The following is a 15,934-nucleotide window of genomic DNA, read 5'->3' as shown; positions in this document are numbered from 1 at the left end:
ATCGTGGAGCAGGAAACAGCACGCATTCTGATTGCCGGCACCGGGCCGGCAGGATTGATCGCGGCGCTTGCCTTCGCCGATGCCGGCTTTCCGGTACAGCTTGTCGGACCTGAGGCCTCGGCTCCCGATGGCCGCACCACCGCGCTCATGATGCCCGCCTTGAAGGTTCTTGAAAGGCTGGGCGTGCTGCAGGACATCAAGTCCCAGGCGGCACCCTTGAAGGTGATGCGCATTGTCGACGCGACAGGCCGGCTGATCCGCAGCCCCGTCGTCACCTTCCGCGCCAGCGAGATCGGCGAGGATCAGTTCGGCCTGAACCTGCCCAACAGCGTTCTGGGGCCGGCACTTGCCGGCAAGGTTGCCCACCATGGAATTGAGTGGCGCAGGTCGATGGTCAAGACTTGGCAGCTCGGCCCGGACGAAGCTGTCGCCGTCCTTGCCGACGGCAGCGAGGTTAGCGCGTCGCTGGCGGTCGCCGCCGACGGCCGGCTGTCGCCGGCCCGCGAGGCCGCAGGCGTTTCAACGACCGCGCGCTCCTATCCTCAGGCCGCACTGGTTCTCAACTTCGGCCATAGCCGCGAGCACGCCTTCACCTCGACCGAATTCCACACGGAGACCGGCCCCTTCACCCAGGTTCCTCTGCCTGGCAATCGCTCCAGCCTCGTCTGGGTGGTGAAGCCGGATACAGCCGAAGAGCTTGCCGCATTGGATGACGCGGCGCTCTCGCAGCGGGTCGAACGGCAGATGCAGTCGATGCTGGGCAGGGTAACGGTCGAACCCGGACGTCAGATCTATCCGCTTTCGACCGTGACTCCGCTGCGTTTTGCGCGTCAGCGAGTGGCGCTGGTTGGCGAGGCCGCGCATGTGTTTCCGCCGATCGGTGCGCAAGGGCTGAACCTTGGTATCAGGGATATTGACGATCTGGTTGGGATTGCTAGCGAAAATCGGTCAGATCCCGGCGCCCCCGAGGTTCTGGCGATATACGATTTCAAGCGCCGGCCCGATATTCTTGCACGCAGCAGCGCGGTCAATCTGCTCAATATGTCGCTGCTCTCCGACCTGCTCCCGGCACAGATGGCGCGCGGCGCAGGTCTTGGCGTGCTCGGTGGCTTCGCGCCGCTGCGCGCCTTCTTCATGCGCGAAGGCCTTCGCCCCGGCAGCGGCTTCGCCGCGCTTGCAGGCGGCCTGCGAAAGCCAGCCCGACAGCAATAGAAACCTCGCAGACTCCGTGGCGGCGTCGCGGGCATGCCGAAAACCTTTGCCCTGGCTCGCGCGTAGCTTCGGGAGGCACAAAACACTTCGGGATTGAATTGACTCGGAGTCTGCGCCAAATAAAATCAAGGAATTCAGTGGTGAGTACGATGAAAACGGCCAAATTCGCGATCGGACAGGTGGTTCGCCACCGGCTGTTTCCGTTTCGAGGCATCATTTTCGACGTCGACCCGCAATTCGCCAACACTGACGAATGGTACGAGGCCATTCCGGCCGACGTGCGGCCGCGCAAGGACCAGCCATTCTACCACCTTCTGGCCGAGAATTCCGAAACTGAATACATCGCCTATGTGTCTGAGCAGAATTTGCTGGAGGATCAGTCGGGCGAACCGGTCCGCCATCCGCAGATCAAGGAGATGTTCGACAAGAAGCCTGACGGACGCTACGAACCGAAAGGGCAGTCGAGACATTGAGCATAAATCCGGCGATGGCCTGGAACGAAAAAAGCGGGGCATGACCCCGCTTTTTCTTTAACTCGAAACGACCCGATGACCGATCAGTTGGCGGTCTTGGCCTTGTCCTGCTCGTCCTTGAGCTTCTTGGCGAAGTCCTGGTTGTTCTTGGCGACGAAATCCTGGAGCTTCTTCTGACGGTCCTCGATGTCCGACTGCTGCAGCGGCGGGCCATCATAGGCGCCGCTGAAGCCCTGCAGGGCGATCTTGATCGGGTTCGGCTGGTTCTGGAAGTTGACCGAGGTCAGCGTGATGCCCTGGCCCTTCTTGAACGAGGCAACGAGCTGGTCGGTGAGCGGCACTTCGGCCACGCAACGATCCGGGAAGCAGATGACGTAGTCGAGCTTCTGAGCCTTGCCGGTGTCGATCTGCAGGCCGATGCCGGGAGGCACGAGGCGGCCGGTCGGCACCGTCACCTGGAACACCTTGCGGTTCACCTTGCCCTTGAGTTCGATCAGGCTGACACCGGTGACGAGCTGGCCGTTGCCCGCGGTGACGATGTTCTGGACGTTGCAGATATCGACGTCTTCCTGCTTGGTGCAGGCCTTGAACCAGCCCTGCGGAATCTGCTGCTGTTGCTGTGCGGAAGCGGCGGGGAGTCCTGCGCCCAGAAAGCCGACCACGCCCGCGGCCATGACCGAAAGGCGGTACGCATTGCTGTTCAGGCTCGTCATGTCGTGCACTTCCTCTCAAATGATCCCGGGACCGGCTTCTTCGTGCCGTGTGGTCCAGCTACCTGTTGCCGAAATGAGGCAACAGAATGACTTCGGACGGCGTGTTACACTGCAAGCGATGTTGAATCCAGCCCGCTATCTGCAATTCTTGGCAACGACATTGGCGGACCGGTGGTTGCCCCATGCTAGGGTGCGCACCGAATCATCGAGCCGACCTGTTAAGGAGACGGTCATGGGCCGCGTACTTGTCGGGCTGATTACCGCACTATCGATTCTCACCCTTTCATCACCGCCGGCGCGGTCGGAGCCCAAATACGCCATTGCAATGCGGGGCGAGCCGGCTCTGCCGCAGGATTATAAGCATTTCAGCTACGTCAATCCCGGCGCGCCGAAGGGCGGCAACATCACCTATTGCGTCGTCGGCAGTTTCGACAATCTCAATCCCTTCATCCTGAAAAGCCTGCGCACCACCGCGCGCGGGATGATGGACACGATCTTCGGCAATCTGGTCTTCGAGCCGCTGATGCAGCGCAGCGCGGACGAGGCTTTCACGCTCTATGGACTGCTGGCGGACACCGCCGACATGGACCCGGAGCGCAAGAGCATCGAATTCCATCTCAATCCCGACGCGAAATGGTCCGACGGGCAGCCGGTCACGCCGGAGGACGTGCTGTTCACCTACGATGCCTACACGCAGAAAGGCCGCCCGCCCTACAGCGACCGCATGGCCAGGATCGCCAAGCTCGAAAAGACCGGCGACCGCAGCGTGCGCTTCACCTTCAACGAGAAGGCGGATCGCGAATTCCCCCTGATCATTGCGCTGACGCCGATCATTCCCAAGCATGCCTTCGATATGGAAACGTTCGACCGGACCACGCTGAAGCCGTTGATCGGCAGCGGTCCCTATACGATCGCCCAGGTAACCCCGGGGCAGCGCATCGTTTTCAAACGCAATCCGGACTATTGGGGCAAGGATGTCCCCGCCAAGCGCGGTTTCGACAATTACGACCAGATCACGATCGAATACTTCCTCAACGCCAACGCCAAGCTCGAAGCGTTCAAGAAGGGACTTTGCGCCATCGACGATGACAGCGATCCGGTGAAGCGCGAGCGCGATCTCGACTTTCCAGCCTTCCACCGTGGCGAGGTGGTCGCCGAAACTTTCGACACCGGCATCCCGCCGGTGGTGACCGGCTTCCTGTTCAACACCAGGCTGGCGAAATTCTCCAATCCGGTGGTCCGGCGCGCCCTCGGCATGCTTTACGATTTCGAATGGGCCAACAAGAACCTGTTCGGCGGCAAGTACACGCGTACGATGAGCTACTGGCAGAACTCCGAACTGTCGGCACTCGGCCATCCGGCCGACGACAGGGAGAAGGCGTTGCTGGCACCCTACCCCGGCCGTGTGCCGCCAGACGTCATGGATGGCACCTGGAAGCCGCCCGTCACCGATGGCTCCGGCCAGGACCGAAAAGTGCTGAAGGCGGCTTTCGATCTCCTAAAAAGCGCCGGCTACCATGTGCAGGACGGCAGGATGCTCGACCCTCAGGGCAATCCATTCAGCTTCGAGATCCTGACGGCCTCACAGGACGAGGAGCGCCTTGCCGGCATATACCAGCGCACGCTGGAGAAGATCGGCATCGTCGTCAGCATCCGCAGCCTCGACGGCGACCAGATCCAGTCACGCAAGCAGCGTTTCGACTTCGAGGCGTTGATCGGCTCGAGCGGCTTCAACAATTCGCTGTCCCCGGGCATCGAGCAACTCGGACGGTGGTCGTCCGAGGCGGCGAAGACCGAGGGATCGTTCAATCTCGCCGGTGTTGCCGATCCGGCGATCGATGCCGCGATCGATGCGATGCTGCGGGCCCGGTCGAAGGAGGATTATGTCGCCGCCGTCCGCGTTCTCGACCGGCTGCTGATCTCGGGAAACTATATGGTGCCGACGCAGTACAACACGCAGCAGTGGCTTGCTTACTGGAATTATCTGGAACATCCACGAAAGACGCCCATATTCGGCTATCAGCTGCCGACATGGTGGCGCAAGCCGAACTGAACATCCGGAGGTCGAAATGAGCGAAGCGAACGCCATAACCGTCGATGTGGTGTCGGATGTCGTCTGTCCGTGGTGCTTTATCGGGCAGAAGCGGCTGGACAAGGCGGTCGCCGCCGTGGGCGACGTCGATGTGCACATACGCTGGCGGCCATACCAGCTCGATCCCACCATTCCCGCTCAGGGCAAGGATCGCCGCGAATACATGCTGGGCAAGTTCGGCAGCGAGGAACGCATTCGCGAGATTCATGCCCGCATCGAACCGCTGGGCGAAGCGGAAGGCATTGCCTTTGCCTTCGACGCCATAAAGGTGGCGCCCAACACGCTCGACGCGCATAGGCTGATCCGCTGGGCCGGCGCTGCTGGCGAAGCGGTCCAGAACAAGCTTGTGCGCCGCTTGTTCCAGCTGAATTTCGAGGACGGCATCAACATTGGCGACCATGCCGTCCTGGTAGAAGCCGCGCGCGAGGCCGGCATGGATGCGTCCGTGGTGGCCTCGCTGCTGCCGACCGACGCCGATGTCGAAGCGGTGCGCATGGAGATCGCCACCGCGTCGCGCATGGGCATATCGGGCGTGCCGTGCTTCCTGCTCGAAGGCAAATATGCGGTGATGGGCGCGCAGGACGCCGGCACTCTCGCTGACGCCATCCGGCAGGTGGCCGCCGCCAAAGCGCGTGGCGAACTGGATAATGTCGGCTGAGGCGGATTGGCCGCCCTCCACGAGGGCGCATCCCATACTTCGGTTCCCAGTCTTCAAAGCCACCGGCAACGGTGGCTCGGAGCATGTTTGAACGTTAATTTCCGAGGCGTTCAGGACGGCTCTCAAGAAGAAAAACAGCGGTCCCATACGATTTTCTGATTCACAAAACCGTGTGCGGAGCTTCCCCGGGGGAAGCTTTCGGAGATCGCGGCGCATCCTGCCTAGTATTTGAAATTGATAGAGAAATTCGGATTTTCCGATCGGCTGGAAAGCCTTTCGGACTTGCAGTCTGTTGCCTCATGGCAACGGCCATCGCGCCAAGAGGGACGAGCGGGTTTAAAAATTAATAGAAAATGATCAATTGGTGTTACCATCCGTAACAAAACAAGAAGGTTTGGGCGGGATCGTGATTCGGATCGGCAGACGATCGCAAGAGTCAGTACCGGATGGACTACACCGCGGCGCCGAAGGGCCGCCGCATCTGACGCCGGTATCGTCTATGCGCAGTTTCTGGGGGCTCATGCGGGCCTACTGGGTCTCCGACCGGTGGAAGGAAGCCTGGACGCTGACGCTGGTGATCGCCCTGCTCACCGCGCTGTCCAGCAAGGCGGGCGTCTGGTTCGCCGAAGCCTCGGGTGAACTCGTCAATTCGATCGCCTTCTTTCACGATGCCGCCAACACGACGCCGTTGGAGACGCTGCTGGCCAATGCCGGCATCCTTGTCTTGCTGGTGGTGCTCAAGGACGCCGGCTTCACCGGTGTGCGCAATCTTGTTTCGGTGACCTTGCATCGCAAATGGCGCGGCTGGCTGGACAGCCGGTTCAACGAGGCATTGCTGGACTCTAACCACACGCATTTCCATGCTCAGCACGCTTCGGCCAACGGCGGCACGACAGCACCCGACAACATCGACCAGCGCATCCAGGAATCGATCAAGGATATGACAGGCGGCGCGATTGGCCTCGCCATGGGCGTTCTCGGCGTCGCGACCTCGCTCTATTTCGTCGGTCAAAAACTGCTTGAAACCTCCGTCGAGGTGAAGGGCCTCGAGTTCCTTGGCAGCTACGGCAGTGCCGTCCTGGCGTTCCTGGCGGTGGCCATCTATGTGCCGCTGAACACATGGATCGCGGTCAAGCTCGGCGGCTTGCTCGAGCGCCTCAATGTGCGCATGCAGCAGGCTGAAGGCAGCTACCGCGGCGAACTGACAACATTTCTGCGTCGCAGCTTCCACGTCGCCGCGTCCCACGGCGAAGGCGTGCAGAAGAGCATGCATCGCCGGCTCTATGTCGACATCGACGGGACATGGTCGCGACTGAATGTCGTCAACACCGTCTATATGTCGTTCGAGCTGATCTACAATTTTGTCGGCGCCCGCATCGTCGCTTACGGGCCCGGCCTCGTGCCGTTCATCCACAACGGTCTCGATCTCAAGGGCTACATAACCGGATCGGAACTGGTCAATTCTCTTATCGGCCAGTGTTCCTGGTTCATCCATGTGATGCCGGCCATCGCGACGCTGCGGGCGAACAGCCAGCGCGTTACCGAACTGGCCAATGCCATCGAGAACGTTCAGCATCCGCAGGAATTCTACAGCCAGACCGGCCGCTCCGATTTCCACTATGGTTCCCAGAACCCTGTGTTCGGCCTGACCATTCAGAAACTCGAACTGGCGCATCAAGGCGAGGACGCCACTCCGTTCCTCAGCGCTGCCAATCTGCGCTTCCGCCGGGGCGAATGGACCTTCCTCAAGGGCGAGTCCGGCTGCGGCAAGACCTCGCTGATCAAGGCGATCAACGGACTGTGGCCTTACGGCCGCGGCACCATCGTCTTCCCCGAGGGGGTGAAGAGTTTTTATGCCGCCCAGGAGGTCAAGCTGCAGCAGGTATCGCTGAAGCAGCTGGTTTGCCTGCCGGGCTCCGAGCACGACCATGGCGACACCCAGGTCGCGGCGGCACTGCACAAGGCCGGGCTTGGCGATTTCATCGAGCATATGGCCAACGAAAGCCGCGAGGGCAAAAGCTGGGACCAGGTTCTGTCGGGCGGCCAGAAACAGAAGCTGGTGGTGGCGCGCATCATCCTGCAGCAGCCAGGCCTCCTGTTTCTCGACGAGGCCACCGGTGCGCTCGACCCGGAAGGCAAGATTGCTTTCCATCAGGCCATCAAGGACAATTGTCCCGATGTCACTGTCATCAGCGTGATGCATGAAGCCGTGGCGCCACGGTCGGTTTCCGGCACGGAATTCTACCACAGCATGGTTGTCATCGCCGACGGCGTCGCCACCAAGAAGCCGCTGGTTCCCAGCCTGCCCGTCGAACTCACGACGATTCTCGCCCAGCCGAGGCCGGTCGAGGACAAGTGGACGCGTTTCTCGCGCCGGCTCAAGCAGAAATAGCGATGATTTCACCGCGACTTGCCGGCCTCGGCCGCAGTCGCCGATCACAGTCTCGCGATCGGTGCCGTACGGCATCGTTTTCCTTCCTTATTGTGATTGACTCGGCAAGGCGCGCTCCTATGTTGCGCCGGCTTGCAGTCATTCAAACGCGAACCCGCAAGCGGAAAGGTCACCGCGCCATGCCTGGCGACAGTATCAGTCGAACGCAACCGCCGTCCGCCTAGACGTGACCTGAATGGTTCATGTCCTGCCGGACGGCAAGGAGTGAGCCATGAACGATTTTTCCCCCGTAGCGGACGACGAAGCGGTCGCAATCGCCCGCATCCTTGCGAATGATCACGTCGCCGACGTTGTCGAGGCGCTCAATCACGAATCGCGCGAAACCGCGACAGACCTGCTTTGCGCCGTGCCGTTCGAGCGGCTGGTCGAGATTTTCGATCAGCCTGAACTCGAAGGGGCGCCCGAACTGGCGGAATCCCTGCCCCGCCCCAAGGCAAGCAAGCTGCTCACCGCCATGTCCGTCGATCGCGCCGCCGACATATTGCGCGAACTCGACGAACCGGCACGCTCCGAACTGCTCGGGGCACTGGCGCCACCGTTGCGCGCCACGCTGCTCTCCATCCTGGGGTATCCGGAGGGCAGTGCCGCGTCGATCATGACGACCGAGTTCGTCAGCGTTCCGTCGGACTGGACCGTCGGACGCACGCTCGATTACATCCGCAAGGTGGAGCGTACGCGCGAAACCGTCTACGCCATCTACATCGTCGACCCTGAAACGCACCTTCTTGTGCGCTCCACAGGTCTGCGCCGGCTCATCACTGGCGAACCGGACGATCCGATCCTGTCGGTCGCGCCGGACCGGATGCCGGTGACAGTTACCCCGCTGACCGATCGCGAAAACCTGGCGCAGACGATCTCCAAATACGACCTGCTCGCGGTCCCCGTCGTCGACCACGGCAAGATTCTCGGCATCGTCACCATCGACGACATCATCGACACCATGATCGAGGAGACGACCGAGGACGTGCATCGCTTCGGCGGCATGGAGGCGCTCGACGAGCCCTACATGAAGATGAGTTTCCTTGCGATGATCCAGAAGCGCGCCGGCTGGCTTTGCGCGCTGTTCCTGAGCGAAATGCTGACCGCCAATGCCATGCAGAGCTACGAGAGCGAGCTGGAAAAGGCGATCGTGCTCACCCTGTTCATTCCGCTGATCATGAGCTCAGGCGGCAATTCCGGCTCGCAGGCGACATCCCTGGTCATCCGTGCGCTGGCCTTGCGCGAGATCGGCCTTGGCGACTGGTGGCGGGTGGCGCTGCGGGAACTGCCGACAGGGCTGGTGCTGGGTTCGATCCTCGGCGTGGTCGGCGTTTGCCGCATCACGCTGTGGCAGTATTTCGGGTTCTACGATTACGGCCCGCACTGGCCGCTGATTGCCGCGACGGTCGGGGCGGCCCTGGTCGGCATCGTCACCTTCGGCTCGTTGTCGGGATCGATGCTGCCATTCGCGCTGAAGCGGGTCGGCTTCGACCCCGCCAGCGCATCGGCGCCTTTTGTCGCCACCCTGGTCGATGTTACCGGTCTGGTGATCTACTTCTCGGTGGCGCTGGTGATCCTGCGCGGAACGCTGCTTTAGGCTCGCCCGGCAACAGCAGACGGTTCGCCAATTTCTCTGAGCTCGCCTGCCTAGGCTTGTCTGCCATAGATCGCATTGCGGAGCGCATCGGGGAATGCGCCCGTCATGCCCGCTATGGCCGTGTTGGTCAGCGCCACAACCGTAAGGTCCAAGGCCGGATCCACGAACCAGGAGTGACCGTAGACACCGCCCCATCGCCACGTGCCGGCATTCTGCGGCGTCGCTGCGGCGCGCGGATCGCGCAGGACACCAAATCCGAGCCCCCAGCCCCAGCCGGGCAGGCTCGTTTCGATGCCCGCTATCGTGTCGGTGGTCATCGCCACGGCTGTTTCCGGACGGATGATCGAGCGGCCGCCCGAGCGCAGCGCCTCGAGCAGCTTCAAAACATCGCCAGCCGTGCCGTTCATGCCGGTACCGCCGGAAGCAAAGGAGGCAGGAACGAATACGCGCCCGGGGGTGAAGGAGATGGCAGCATCGCCAAACGGCACGCGATGGTGCTCGCCCATCGCGACGGCCTTGCCAGGTCCGTCGGCGTAAGGCGTTACCAGCCGCGAGCGATCGCGCACGGTAAAGGCGGTGTCTTGCATGCCAAGCGGCTCGACGACGAGACGATCGACCAGCTCCGGCAAGGAGGCTCCGGTGGCTCTCGCCATCGCTTCGCCGAGCACATCCATCGCCACTGAATAACTCCAGCCTGACCCCGGCCGGTAGGACAGCGGCACGGAGACGATCCGGCTCAGATTCTCGGCCATGGAGAGACCGGGCTGGTCGAGGCCGTCGGAAACACCCGCCTGATGGTAGGGTCCATCGGCCGGCTGGCGGAAACCGTAGCTGAGGCCGGCGGTGTGCGTCAGCAGATGCTTGATAGTGATGACGGGCTCGCTGCCATCCGCCAGCTTCGGCCGGAATTCCGGGATGAACCTGGTCACCGGATCGTCGAGGCAGATGGTACCGCCATCGGCAAGGGCAATGGCCGCCGTCGCAACGATGGGCTTCGTGACCGAGGCAAGCCGGAAGATGGCGTCCGCGGCGACCGGCGTCTTCGTGTCCCGGTCGGCAAGGCCGGCGGCGCGGCTGTAGAGGACTTCGCCGCGCCGAGCGACAAGGATCATCGCGCCGACGATACGCTGTTCCGTGACGGCCCGATCGACGATCTCATCGACCCGTGCGCCGAAGTCGTCATCGAAGGATGCGGAAACGGTGACGTCGGACATTGGTCGCCCCCTCGGCGAAAATGCTGGCGGCGGTGAACGTCAGACGCGCTGGCCGTCCCTTACCCGGTATGTCGGCTTGTACATGGTCACGAGTTCTTCCGCCGCGGTCGGATGTACGGCCATTGTGCGGTCGAAATCGTCCTTGGTCAGGCCGGCCTTCAGCGGAATGCCGAGGAGTTGCGCCATCTCGCCCGCGTCCGGTCCGAGGATATGGGCGCCGAGCACTTTGCGCGAAGTGCCATCGACCACCAGCTTCATCAGCATTTTCTCGTCGCGGCCGGAGAGCGTGTGGCGCATCGGCCGGAAGCTGGCGCGGTAGATCTCGATGTCGCTGAAACGCTTGACGGCTTCGTCTTCCGAAAGGCCGACCGTGCCGATTTCCGGTTGCGAGAACACAGCCGTCGCGATCGTTTCATGGTCCGGCGCGGTCGGATTGCCCTTGAATGCCGTTTCGATGAAACACATTGCTTCGTGGATCGCCACCGGGGTCAGCTGCACGCGATTGGTGACGTCGCCGATCGCCCAGATATTGTCGATGTTGGTGCGGGAATAGTCGTCGACCTTGATTGCCCCGGCCGCGGTCATCTCGATGCCGGTGCCTTCCAGCCCCATGTTCTCGGTGTTGGGGATACGGCCAATGGCCAGCATCACCTGGTCGACCGTCAACGTCTTGCCGCTGGTGAGAAGAGCCTCGAGCCTTCCGTCGGGGCGTTTGCGCACCTGCTCCGTCACCGAATGGCAGAGGATCTTTATTCCTTTCTTTTCCATGGTTTCGTGCAGGGTGCGCCGAAGGTCCATGTCGAAGCGGCTCAGAATCTCCTTGCCGCGATAGACCAGGGTGGTGTCGACGCCGAGCCCGTGAAAAATGTTGGCGAACTCGACAGCGATATAGCCGCCGCCTTCGATCATGATCGCCTTCGGCAATTCCTTGAGATCGAAAGCCTCGTTGGAGAAGATGCAGTGCTCGTGCCCGGGAAGTGCTGGATGCGCTGCTGGACGGCCGCCGGTGGCGATCAGGATCTGGTCGGCGGTGACGGTGCGATCCTCGTCCAGAAGATGGACCACATGCGGATCGACGATCATCGCCCTGGAATGAAAGGTTTCGCCGCCGGCGCCCTCGACATTTTTTTTGTAGATAGCCTCCAGCCGGCTGATCTCCCGATCCTTGTTGGCGACCAGTGTCGGCCAGTCGAAACTGGCTTCCGGCACCGTCCAGCCATAACCGGCGGCGTCGGCGAAATGTTCGGGAAATTGCGAGGCGTAGACGTAGAGCTTCTTCGGTACGCAGCCTCTGATGACGCAGGTGCCGCCAAAACGGTATTCCTCCGCGATGCCGACACGCTTGCCGAGCGACGCGGCGACGCGGGCCGCCCTCACCCCGCCGGACCCGCCGCCGATGACGAAGAGATCGTAGTCGTAACCCGGCATGGCGCGGCTCCTGAGCTTCGGAAATGTGTGACAGGTAGGCTGCAAACCGCCAAAAGAAAAGCCCGGGCAAGCCGGGCTTCGCAGATGGCCGTGAGGCCGTTCGGGAAAAGGCGCGATCAGTTCGCCGAATTGTCGGCCGGAGCCGAACCGTCGGCTGGTGCGGCACCATCCGCCGGAGCCGCATTGTCGGCCGGTGCCGTCCCGTCGGCGGGTGCCGGCGCGGCCGGCGCCGATGCCTTGGCAGCCGCGGCAAGCGTCTCGCCGACCTGCTGCGCCAGATCGCGTGCAAGGCCGTTCTGCCAGATATCGGCGGCCTTCACCAACTCACGGGTCACGGTCGGGCCGTTGTCGAGCAGCTTCTTGCCGGCATCGGAGCCGTAGAAGGCGGCGATATCATTGAGCTCCTTCTCGGAAAACACCTTCGCATAGGCGAGAGCGGCTTCCTTTTCGAGGTCAGCACGACGCGAGGCCAGCGCGAGCGCCTTTTCGTTGATCGTCTTGCCGATCAACTCCTGCATGTCGGGGTTCTTCTGGATGAGCTGCGATTCCAGTGCCGCCGCCGCTTGCGGCAGGATGTTGTCGAACGGGTCGGTCGCATGGATCGATGCGACCGCCGCCCGGGCAGCCTTCAGGTGCGATTCCGTGACGTCCTGCGAGAACGCCGGCGAAGAGAAGGCGAAAACGGCCGAAGCGGCCAGCACGGCGCAAAGGCTGCGAACCCGGTTATGCAACATCATGGTCGGTAGAACTCCCTGGTTTTCGGGCGGCATGGACGGTTTGGATACCGTCGCCGCCGGCGATGATGGCCGCTGACGCCAGCCCGATGAAAAGACCGTGCTCGACCACGCCCGGAATGGCGTGGAGAGCATTCGAAAGCGCTCTTGTATCCGGAATGCGGCCAAAAGATGCATCGAGGATAAAATGGCCGCCGTCTGTAACAAAAGGCTGGCCTTCCGTCATCCTCAATGTAATCGGCCCGGAAAGGCCGAGTTCTCCAGCCGCCGCGGCCACGGCGATTTCAGTGGCGCGCAGGCCGAACTGGTTGACTTCGATCGGCAGCGGAAACCGGCCGAGCGTCTCGACCATCTTGGAGCGGTCGGCGATGACGATCATGCGCTGCGAGGCCGCTGCCACGATCTTCTCGCGCAGCAACGCGCCGCCGCCGCCCTTGATCAATGTCAGTTCCGGATCGACCTCGTCGGCGCCGTCGACAGTGAGATCGAGCTCCGGCGTTTCCTCCAATGTCGACAGCCGCACGCCAAGTTCGCGACAGAGCGAGGCGGTGCGTTCGGAGGTCGGCACGCCCGTTATGGTCATGCCGGTGGCAACCTTCTCGGCCAGCAGCCGCACGAACTCTTCGGCGGTGGTGCCGGTGCCGATGCCGAGCCGCATGCCATCGGTGACATAGGCAAGGGCGGCCCGTGCGGCCTCGACCTTCAATTGCCTTGCATCCATGCTGGTGTACCGCCCCGGAAACCTCGTGGTTTGGGCTCCTAGCATTTTTGCCGGCCGGGTCAAAGCTTTTGACCGAGGCCAAAGCCTTTGACCGTGGTCAAAGCCCTTGCCTGGCAGGTCGGTCATGCTTGCCTAGAAGAGCCGCAGCCGCTATCGCGTGCCTGTGCGCAACTCTCCACAGGATGGATCATGACCCGCCCGATCATCGTGTTCGACCTCGATGGAACGCTTGTCGACACGGCGCCCGACCTTCTCGACAGCCTCAACCACACCCTGGCGGCCAGCGAGCTGATGGCCGTCGACGAGGCAGGCTTCAAACGCTTCGTCGGACATGGCGGCCGGGTGTTGATCGAACGGGCGCACACCGCCCAGCAGCGTTCGCTTGACGTCGCCGAGCACGACCGCCTGCTGAAGGTGTTCCTTGACCATTATACCGACAATATCCCAGGCAAATCGCGCCCCTACCCCGGTGTCGTCGAGGCGATCGCGCGCTTCGAGCAGGCGGGCTATCTACTCGCCATCTGCACCAACAAATATGAGGCGAATTCGCTGGCGCTGATCGAGGCGCTTGGCCTGACCCGGCATTTCGCGGTCATCGCCGGACAAGACACGTTCGCCTTCCGCAAGCCCGATCCGCGCCACCTCATCGAAACAATCAAGCTGGCCGGCGGTGACCCGCACCGTGCCTTGATGGTCGGTGATTCGCAGACCGACATCGATACCGCCAAGGCCGCCGGCATTCCCGTCGTGGCGGTCGATTTCGGCTATACCGAACGCCATGTGCGCGAATTCGAGCCCTCCGCGGTGATCTCGCATTTCGACGAGCTGACGCTGGATCTGGCGCAACGGCTGATTGCTGCTGCCGAAGCTTGACCAGCAAAGGGGACTGACGAGCAGAAATCGGTTCCCTGTGAGAACGTCAGACACCGCCTTGACTTACCCGACACGCCTACCTTATATCGCGGCTCGCTTGGCCTTCGGGCAACGAGCGGGCGATTAGCTCAGCGGGAGAGCACACCCTTCACACGGGTGGGGTCGCAGGTTCAATCCCTGCATCGCCCACCATCCCCTCGGGGGATAGTGATTGCGCGTTGCCGGGCGATTTTACCTTTCTGAACTGGTACTCCATTGCGCGGTTGTACGGCGGCGGAACTTCCATGACGCCGATGGGGATATCGAGTGCGTCGAGCACGGCCCTCAATCTGATCTGACGCGAAAAGCCTTCCGCGATCGTCTCTGCGGCGGCCCGACCCATTGCGACCACGCTGTTGCGGCCGGCATCGTGCAGCGCGGCCAATTCGCCGGCCAGCGACCGCGCTGTCGACATATCCCCCAAAATCCCGTTTCGGCCGCTGTCGATCAGTTCCCGGGTGCTCGACATGGGATGGGCCAGGCACGCCAGCCCACTCGACATTGCCTCCATGAGGGCAAGCGGGAACCCCTCCACCAGACTCGGCAACACGAACAAATCGAGAAGGTCGAAAACGTCGCGTGGATCGGTCTGCCAACCGACAAACCGGACCTGACCGCCGATACCAGCCAACCGCGCCTGCTCTTCCAGTTTTGCCCTGGAAGAGCCCTCTCCGGCGATGACAAGAACGGAGTTGGATGCGTCGGCGCGCGCAAGGTGCTGCCGAAAGGCATCGATAAGAACGTCGACGCGCTTTTCGGAACTCAACCGGCCGAGATATCCGAAGATCACGGCATCCTGCGGCAGTCCCAGTCGCTGGCGAGCCAATCGCCTGCTGTCGTCGGCGGCCGGACGAAACCCTGGATCGACCCAGTTGCGGCACACGGATAGTTTGTCGGAGGGGATCTGAAACTCGCGGGCTGCAACTTCAGCTATTTCCGCGGAGACAGCGATGACCCGGCGCACGCATCTGTCCATGACGGCCCCATAACGGGTTTTGGACGTCAGGAACGGCCAGTCCTGCACCCAGGGCGCATGCTCGATCGTATAGATCGTCCGGCCGAAGAGTTTGGCCAGCAGCATATCTAGGCAAGGGGTTTCCGCGAACCTTCCCCGGCACAGGACGACATCATGGCCCTTGTAGCGGGCCAACACGGAGATCAGTGCAAAGGCCCTCGCAAGGCCGTTCATGGCAGGCCGCTTGATGAACCGGCCGACGGAAAGGTGCCTGACCCGTTCGAACGGTATCCTGTCGCGCGGGGTGATCTTGGCGAAATAGTCCCTTTCCGCGCTCACCATCGCCACGCAATGCCCGAGTGCCGCAATGGCCTGCATCACGTCGGCCGTATGAATCTGCAAGCCGCCTGGCTCGGGGCTGCCGCCGACGAACAAGAGACGTCTCATTTCCGCTACCCACCCCCGGGCAGAAACCGGCTTCCCTCCCGGTGTCCCGCCCGCAACACACAATCCCCGTGACTATTTTAGCGCATCCGAAATTGAAACGCATCCCTGTCCGAAACCATTTTCGAAGCCATCGGCGAGGCCTCGCGAGTGGAACAAACCGCATCGGTCGGGCGTTCTTCTGTGTTGAAGTATGAGGGAAAATCATGTCCAGATACGTTCTCGTGGCCTGTGCTGCTCTTCTTGCGGCCGGTCCGGCTTTTGCTGCCGACGAAGCGCCGTTGCCACCGCCCAATGCCAAGAAACTTTCGGAGATCATCGCCAAGGTCGAACAGCGCGACGGTTTCCGT

Annotated in this window: 13 protein-coding genes and 1 tRNA gene; 8 read left to right on the top strand and 6 right to left on the bottom strand. The window is 62.1% G+C overall.

The features are described from left to right. Positions 1 to 1,212, top strand: coding sequence for a UbiH/UbiF family hydroxylase (locus FFS37_RS31300; protein ID WP_137934814.1), 1,212 nt, complete (start codon positions 1 to 3; stop codon positions 1,210 to 1,212). A 149-nt stretch (positions 1,213 to 1,361) separates the two neighbouring features. Next, positions 1,362 to 1,685 carry a heat shock protein HspQ gene (gene hspQ / locus FFS37_RS31295; protein WP_171026499.1) on the top strand — a complete coding sequence of 108 codons (324 nt, stop codon included), beginning with the start codon at positions 1,362 to 1,364 and terminating at the stop codon, positions 1,683 to 1,685. Positions 1,686 to 1,768: 83 nt separating this feature from the next. Here hspQ and FFS37_RS31290 read toward each other — a convergent pair whose 3' ends face one another. Next, positions 1,769 to 2,398, bottom strand: a complete 630-nt coding sequence (locus tag FFS37_RS31290) for an invasion associated locus B family protein (RefSeq protein ID WP_137934812.1) — start codon at positions 2,396 to 2,398, stop codon at positions 1,769 to 1,771. 232 nt (positions 2,399 to 2,630) lie between these two features. On the opposite strand from FFS37_RS31290, the gene FFS37_RS31285 reads away from it, so the two are divergent. The 4 genes from FFS37_RS31285 to mgtE all read left to right on the top strand — a co-directional run bounded on the left by FFS37_RS31285 (position 2,631) and on the right by mgtE (position 9,176). Then, entirely contained in the window at positions 2,631 to 4,451 is a 1,821-nt protein-coding gene (locus FFS37_RS31285) for an extracellular solute-binding protein (protein WP_137934811.1), read from the top strand. A 16-nt stretch (positions 4,452 to 4,467) separates the two neighbouring features. After that, on the top strand, positions 4,468 to 5,148 hold the full coding sequence (locus tag FFS37_RS31280) for a DsbA family oxidoreductase (protein ID WP_137934810.1): 681 nt from the start codon (positions 4,468 to 4,470) through the stop codon (positions 5,146 to 5,148). Positions 5,149 to 5,647: 499 nt separating this feature from the next. Beyond that, complete coding sequence (locus FFS37_RS31275) at positions 5,648 to 7,540, top strand: ABC transporter ATP-binding protein/permease (protein WP_171026495.1); 1,893 nt, start codon at positions 5,648 to 5,650, stop codon at positions 7,538 to 7,540. Between the two features lie 271 nt (positions 7,541 to 7,811). Beyond that, the gene (gene mgtE / locus FFS37_RS31270; protein WP_137934808.1) at positions 7,812 to 9,176 is read left to right on the top strand and encodes a magnesium transporter; all 1,365 of its coding nucleotides are present in this window, start codon (positions 7,812 to 7,814) and stop codon (positions 9,174 to 9,176) included. Between the two features lie 50 nt (positions 9,177 to 9,226). Here the strand turns inward: mgtE and FFS37_RS31265 are convergent, their stop codons facing one another. The 4 genes from FFS37_RS31265 to rpiA form a co-directional block, all read right to left on the bottom strand. Continuing rightward, on the bottom strand, positions 9,227 to 10,390 hold the full coding sequence (locus tag FFS37_RS31265; RefSeq protein WP_137934807.1) for a serine hydrolase domain-containing protein: 1,164 nt from the start codon (positions 10,388 to 10,390) through the stop codon (positions 9,227 to 9,229). A gap of 39 nt (positions 10,391 to 10,429) precedes the next feature. Next, positions 10,430 to 11,818 carry a glutathione-disulfide reductase gene (gene gor, locus FFS37_RS31260; protein ID WP_137934806.1) on the bottom strand — a complete coding sequence of 463 codons (1,389 nt, stop codon included), beginning with the start codon at positions 11,816 to 11,818 and terminating at the stop codon, positions 10,430 to 10,432. 116 nt (positions 11,819 to 11,934) lie between these two features. After that, positions 11,935 to 12,555 (bottom strand): DUF2059 domain-containing protein, encoded by a 621-nt coding sequence (locus FFS37_RS31255; protein ID WP_137934805.1) that lies wholly within the window; start codon positions 12,553 to 12,555, stop codon positions 11,935 to 11,937. Further along, positions 12,542 to 13,273: a ribose-5-phosphate isomerase RpiA gene (rpiA, locus tag FFS37_RS31250; protein ID WP_137934804.1), complete on the bottom strand. Its 732-nt coding sequence runs from the start codon at positions 13,271 to 13,273 to the stop codon at positions 12,542 to 12,544. The genes FFS37_RS31255 and rpiA overlap by 14 nt, the downstream gene beginning before the upstream one ends. A gap of 189 nt (positions 13,274 to 13,462) precedes the next feature. Here rpiA and FFS37_RS31245 point away from each other — a divergent pair, with 189 nt between their 5' ends. Further along, on the top strand, positions 13,463 to 14,146 hold the full coding sequence (locus FFS37_RS31245; protein WP_137934803.1) for a phosphoglycolate phosphatase: 684 nt from the start codon (positions 13,463 to 13,465) through the stop codon (positions 14,144 to 14,146). A gap of 117 nt (positions 14,147 to 14,263) precedes the next feature. After that, positions 14,264 to 14,338, top strand: a tRNA-Val gene (locus tag FFS37_RS31240). On the opposite strand, the gene FFS37_RS36665 is transcribed toward FFS37_RS31240, so the two are convergent. After that, positions 14,295 to 15,518 (bottom strand): glycosyltransferase, encoded by a 1,224-nt coding sequence (locus FFS37_RS36665; RefSeq protein ID WP_408631464.1) that lies wholly within the window; start codon positions 15,516 to 15,518, stop codon positions 14,295 to 14,297. The two genes, FFS37_RS31240 and FFS37_RS36665, sit on opposite strands and share 44 nt — an antisense overlap. Positions 15,519 to 15,934 lie beyond the last annotated feature (416 nt).

The organism is Mesorhizobium comanense (assembly GCF_005503535.1).
Classification (GTDB): Bacteria; Pseudomonadota; Alphaproteobacteria; order Rhizobiales; family Rhizobiaceae; genus Mesorhizobium; species Mesorhizobium comanense.
This window is presented reverse-complemented; position numbering and strand designations above follow the sequence as displayed.

What these genes read in the sequence shown, in the direction of transcription:
- hspQ (WP_171026499.1), top strand. Translation starts at nt 1,362, where the DNA reads ATGAAAACGGCCAAATTCGCGATCGGACAGGTGGTTCGCCACCGGCTG.
- FFS37_RS31290 (WP_137934812.1), bottom strand. Translation starts at nt 2,398, where the DNA reads ATGACGAGCCTGAACAGCAATGCGTACCGCCTTTCGGTCATGGCCGCG.
- FFS37_RS31285 (WP_137934811.1), top strand. Translation starts at nt 2,631, where the DNA reads ATGGGCCGCGTACTTGTCGGGCTGATTACCGCACTATCGATTCTCACC.
- FFS37_RS31280 (WP_137934810.1), top strand. Translation starts at nt 4,468, where the DNA reads ATGAGCGAAGCGAACGCCATAACCGTCGATGTGGTGTCGGATGTCGTC.
- FFS37_RS31275 (WP_171026495.1), top strand. Translation starts at nt 5,648, where the DNA reads ATGCGCAGTTTCTGGGGGCTCATGCGGGCCTACTGGGTCTCCGACCGG.
- mgtE (WP_137934808.1), top strand. Translation starts at nt 7,812, where the DNA reads ATGAACGATTTTTCCCCCGTAGCGGACGACGAAGCGGTCGCAATCGCC.
- FFS37_RS31265 (WP_137934807.1), bottom strand. Translation starts at nt 10,390, where the DNA reads ATGTCCGACGTCACCGTTTCCGCATCCTTCGATGACGACTTCGGCGCA.
- gor (WP_137934806.1), bottom strand. Translation starts at nt 11,818, where the DNA reads ATGCCGGGTTACGACTACGATCTCTTCGTCATCGGCGGCGGGTCCGGC.
- FFS37_RS31255 (WP_137934805.1), bottom strand. Translation starts at nt 12,555, where the DNA reads ATGATGTTGCATAACCGGGTTCGCAGCCTTTGCGCCGTGCTGGCCGCT.
- rpiA (WP_137934804.1), bottom strand. Translation starts at nt 13,273, where the DNA reads ATGGATGCAAGGCAATTGAAGGTCGAGGCCGCACGGGCCGCCCTTGCC.
- FFS37_RS31245 (WP_137934803.1), top strand. Translation starts at nt 13,463, where the DNA reads ATGACCCGCCCGATCATCGTGTTCGACCTCGATGGAACGCTTGTCGAC.
- FFS37_RS36665 (WP_408631464.1), bottom strand. Translation starts at nt 15,518, where the DNA reads ATGCAGGCCATTGCGGCACTCGGGCATTGCGTGGCGATGGTGAGCGCG.